The following is a 1,341-nucleotide window of genomic DNA, read 5'->3' on the forward strand; positions in this document are numbered from 1 at the left end:
TACTTTCTATTGTTGTATAATAAAAATAGGGGAAAATTTGAAGAAAAGAGAGAGGGAGAATTATGACACATTCAAATGAGAAAAAAGCACATAGTCTTAAAGGGATAGAAGAAAAGTTAAACCCAACTATCTATCAAGTGAGATTCATGAAATTAGATGAACCAATTCAATTTGAGTCGTTCCCTGAATTAAAAGATTTAGGGGACTGGTTAAGTACTTCAACGCATATGTGGGCGTGCCACTCAACTATGTATAAGTACAACAGAGAAGGGTTTGAAAAGAAGTTTTTAGAGGTTACAAACTTAACCGTTGATAGTGTACTAATATCTACTGGTGGTATCGGATTTAACTTCATGTCACCGGGGTGGAGAAATTCTCTCTAGAGTACTCGAAAGAAATATTGTATATACAATATTTTTTCTGCTTATTTTGTCATGTAATGAAAAGAAAACAAAAAAGCTCTATACTAATTGTATAGAGCTTTTTACGCCGTTCATGATACCGATGGTCGGGGTCGAACCGACACTCCCGAAGGAACACGATTTTGAGTCGTGCGCGTCTGCCAATTCCGCCACATCGGCACAAAAGAAAAGGCGGCAACCGGATTTGAACCGGTGATAAAGGTTTTGCAGACCTCTGCCTTACCACTTGGCTATGCCGCCATATAAAGTTTTATTGGAGCGGAAGACGGGATTCGAACCCGCGACCCCAACCTTGGCAAGGTTGTATTCTACCACTGAACTACTTCCGCAAAAATGGCTGGGCTAGCTGGATTCGAACCAGCGCATAACGGAGTCAAAGTCCGTTGCCTTACCGCTTGGCTATAGCCCATCGAATTCTTACTTAATTATATGTAAGTATCCATTAGATTATTTGTAATTTTTAAAATAAAAATGGGGCGACTGATGGGAATCGAACCCACGAATGCCGGAGCCACAATCCGGTGCGTTAACCACTTCGCCACAACCGCCATGTTGTGTAAATATATTTTGGCAGGGGCAGTAGGAATCGAACCCACACTGGAGGTTTTGGAGACCTCAGTTCTACCTTTAAACTATGCCCCTATGTAAATGGTGGAGGGGGGCAGATTCGAACTGCCGAACCCGAAGGAGCGGATTTACAGTCCGCCGCGTTTAGCCACTTCGCTACCCCTCCGAAACTTACATGGTGCCGGCTAGAGGACTTGAACCCCCAACCTACTGATTACAAGTCAGTTGCTCTACCAATTGAGCTAAGCCGGCGTATTTTATTAAAATAAATGGTGGCTCGGGACGGAATCGAACCGCCGACACGAGGATTTTCAGTCCTCTGCTCTACCGACTGAGCTACCGAGCCTTATTA

At 43.3% G+C, this 1,341-nt stretch carries 1 protein-coding gene and 9 tRNA genes; 1 reads left to right on the forward strand and 9 read right to left on the reverse strand.

Translation table 11 applies throughout. From position 1 onward, the window contains the following. Window positions 1-62 precede the first annotated feature (62 nt). Window positions 63-383 carry a DUF3884 family protein gene (locus ACQGS6_RS28560; protein ID WP_000149817.1) on the forward strand — a complete coding sequence of 107 codons (321 nt, stop codon included), beginning with the start codon at window positions 63-65 and terminating at the stop codon, window positions 381-383. Between the two features lie 116 nt (window positions 384-499). On the opposite strand, the gene ACQGS6_RS28565 is transcribed toward ACQGS6_RS28560, so the two are convergent. From ACQGS6_RS28565 to ACQGS6_RS28605, 9 genes are all read right to left on the reverse strand, one after another. Then, a tRNA-Leu gene (locus tag ACQGS6_RS28565) sits at window positions 500-581 on the reverse strand. A 10-nt stretch (window positions 582-591) separates the two neighbouring features. Beyond that, window positions 592-662, reverse strand: a tRNA-Cys gene (locus ACQGS6_RS28570). Window positions 663-676: 14 nt separating this feature from the next. Then, a tRNA-Gly gene (locus ACQGS6_RS28575) sits at window positions 677-751 on the reverse strand. Between the two features lie 5 nt (window positions 752-756). Then, a tRNA-Gln gene (locus tag ACQGS6_RS28580) sits at window positions 757-831 on the reverse strand. Between the two features lie 63 nt (window positions 832-894). Continuing rightward, window positions 895-970 (reverse strand) — tRNA-His (locus ACQGS6_RS28585). A 20-nt stretch (window positions 971-990) separates the two neighbouring features. Continuing rightward, window positions 991-1,064: transfer RNA gene (locus ACQGS6_RS28590), tRNA-Trp, on the reverse strand. A 7-nt stretch (window positions 1,065-1,071) separates the two neighbouring features. Continuing rightward, window positions 1,072-1,155, reverse strand: a tRNA-Tyr gene (locus ACQGS6_RS28595). A 10-nt stretch (window positions 1,156-1,165) separates the two neighbouring features. After that, a tRNA-Thr gene (locus tag ACQGS6_RS28600) sits at window positions 1,166-1,241 on the reverse strand. Window positions 1,242-1,259: 18 nt separating this feature from the next. Further along, window positions 1,260-1,335 (reverse strand) — tRNA-Phe (locus tag ACQGS6_RS28605). Window positions 1,336-1,341: the final 6 nt, after the last annotated feature.

This window comes from Bacillus sp. GMs2/2 (assembly GCF_050172095.1).
Taxonomy (GTDB): Bacteria; Bacillota; Bacilli; order Bacillales; family Bacillaceae_G; genus Bacillus_A; species Bacillus_A cereus.